The organism is Amycolatopsis sp. NPDC003676, from assembly GCF_053587275.1.
In genome coordinates this window covers 1-2045 of record NZ_JBSFNS010000246.1, presented here as the reverse complement: position 1 = coordinate 2045, position 2045 = coordinate 1, and the positions used below count along the sequence as shown (strand labels likewise).

The following is a 2045-nucleotide window of genomic DNA, read 5'->3' as shown; positions in this document are numbered from 1 at the left end:
GGACGCCCTCCGTCCCCCGGCCGAGCGGGCCGACGCGGGCGAGCACCGGGACGACGCCGCGCGGGCATCGATCGCGGTCGCGACCGCCAAGGTCCTCGCCGATCGCGCTGCGAACGAGGCGTCGGCGGCGATATTCGAGGTGGGTGGCACGCGCAGCGCCGCGGCCGGGCATCGGCTCGACCACTTCTGGCGCAACGCGCGCACCCACACCCTGCACGACCCGGTGCGCTGGAAGTACCAGCACATCGGCCGGGCGGTGCTGCACGATCGGCCGCCGCCGCTGCACGGCGTCATCTGAGCACGGACGAAAGACAGAGTGAGGTACATCCAGTGACAGTGACCGTCGTCGTCGGCAATCCGAAGCCGGCGTCTCGCACCTTGGACGCGGCCGTGCGGGTCGCGCGGGCGCTGCGCCCCGGCGCCGAACCCGAGGTGATCGATCTCGTGACTCTCGGCCCCGGCCTGCTCGGCTGGGGCGACCCCGAGGTCACTGCGGCCGCGCGCGCCGTCGCCGCCTCGGAGCTGGTGGTCTTCGCCAGCCCGACCTTCAAGGCCACCTACACCGGGCTGCTGAAACTGTTCCTCGAACAGTTCGACGGCGGCACCGGGCTGGCGGGCGTGGTCACCGTGCCGGTGATGCTCGGCGCCGGGCCGGCCCACGCGCTCGCGCCGGATCTGCTGCTCAAGCCGGTGCTGGTGGAGATCGGCGGGACCGCGGCGCTGCCGGGGCTCTATCTCGCCGATCGTGGTTTCGCCGAGGACGGCGTCATCGAGGCGTATGCCCAACGCTGGGCGCCCGTCGTCACGGCATTGCTCGAACAGCCGGTGGAGGCGACGAATCATGCGTGAACTCTTGGACTTTCCCGCCGACGGCACCGGGCTGCGCCGCGCCTTCGCGAACTTCCCCAGCGGGGTCGTCGCGGTGTGCGCGGAGATCGACGGCACACCGCACGGCCTGGCGGTGAGCACCTTCGTTCCGGTCTCCCTCGACCCGCCGCTGGTCTCGTTCTGCGTGCAGAACTCCTCGTCGACCTGGCCGAAACTGGCCGGCGCCGGCCACCTGGGCCTCAGTCTGCTCGGCACCGACCAGCAGGCGGCCGCCAAGGCCCTCGGCGCCCGCAACGGCGACCGCTTCCGCGAGACCGCCCTGCACCGCGGCACCGGCGAGGCCGTCTTCATCGACGGCGCCACCGCCTGGATCGAGGGCGTCCCGGAAACCCACGTCCCCGCGGGCGACCACCTCGTCGTCATCCTGCGCGTCAACCGCGTCGCCGCGCGTGAGGACCTCGACCCACTCGTGTTCCACGGCAGCAAGTTCCGCACGCTGCACGCGGGCTGATTCGACGACGAAGGCCCCTGATCCGACGATCGGGGCCTTCGTCGTCGATGGCGGCGCTGCCTCGAACGCTCGGTATCGGTTGTTCGCGGGTGATCGGGGACGGTAGCCTTCGGGCGGGGGGATTCGGACAGTCGGCACGAGCTGCGGAAAGCCGTTCTCGCCCGCCATTTCCACTGTCACACGGGGGTTTTCGAATGTCTCAGATCGATGCGATGCGGGCGGGCGTGCCGTCGCCCTACGCGAACCAGCCCGCGGTTCGACGATCGACCCGCCTCGCCGGATCCGCCGGGATCGCGCTGGGTAGCGTGCTCGCGGCCTGCTCCGCCGGACTCGTGGTGGCCGGCCTGGTCGATCGCCAGTACCTGATCGTCGTCTGCGTGGTCGCGCTGCTGCCCGGGATTCTCGCCCTCAGCTTGCTCACGGCGTCACGGCGGATTCTGCGCGGCGAGATCAACGGAACCACCCGGGCGATGACGATGCTGGTCACCGCGAGCGGCCTCGTCCTGATGGGAACCGTCGGCGCCGTCATCGAAGGGCCATGGCCCGCGAAGATCCTGATGGTCGCCCTCACCATCGGCACCTTCACCACCGCGGCCTTGGTCAACCGCGCCGACCGAGCCCTGAAGGCCGAACCCCGGCGACTACTTCACCACCACGATCGGCCGCCAGCCCGTCGTCATCACCCGGGACAAGGCGGGCGAGCTGC

The 2045-nt window shown here is 71.1% G+C and carries 4 protein-coding genes; all 4 read left to right on the top strand.

Annotation, left to right across the window (positions count from 1 at the left end; translation table 11 throughout):
• A partial coding sequence (locus ACWDNU_RS45285) for an acyl-CoA dehydrogenase family protein (protein WP_449673381.1) occupies positions 1-298 on the top strand: 298 nt, incomplete at its 5' end.
• Between the two features lie 32 nt (positions 299-330).
• Positions 331-849, top strand: coding sequence for an NADPH-dependent FMN reductase (locus ACWDNU_RS45280; protein WP_355274881.1), 519 nt, complete (start codon positions 331-333; stop codon positions 847-849).
• Positions 842-1339 carry a flavin reductase family protein gene (locus ACWDNU_RS45275; RefSeq protein WP_355274879.1) on the top strand — a complete coding sequence of 166 codons (498 nt, stop codon included), beginning with the start codon at positions 842-844 and terminating at the stop codon, positions 1337-1339. Before ACWDNU_RS45280 ends, ACWDNU_RS45275 begins: the two co-directional genes overlap by 8 nt.
• A 194-nt stretch (positions 1340-1533) precedes the next feature.
• Positions 1534-2045 (top strand): hypothetical protein (locus ACWDNU_RS45270; RefSeq protein WP_449673380.1); only part of this gene is annotated, 512 nt, incomplete at its 3' end.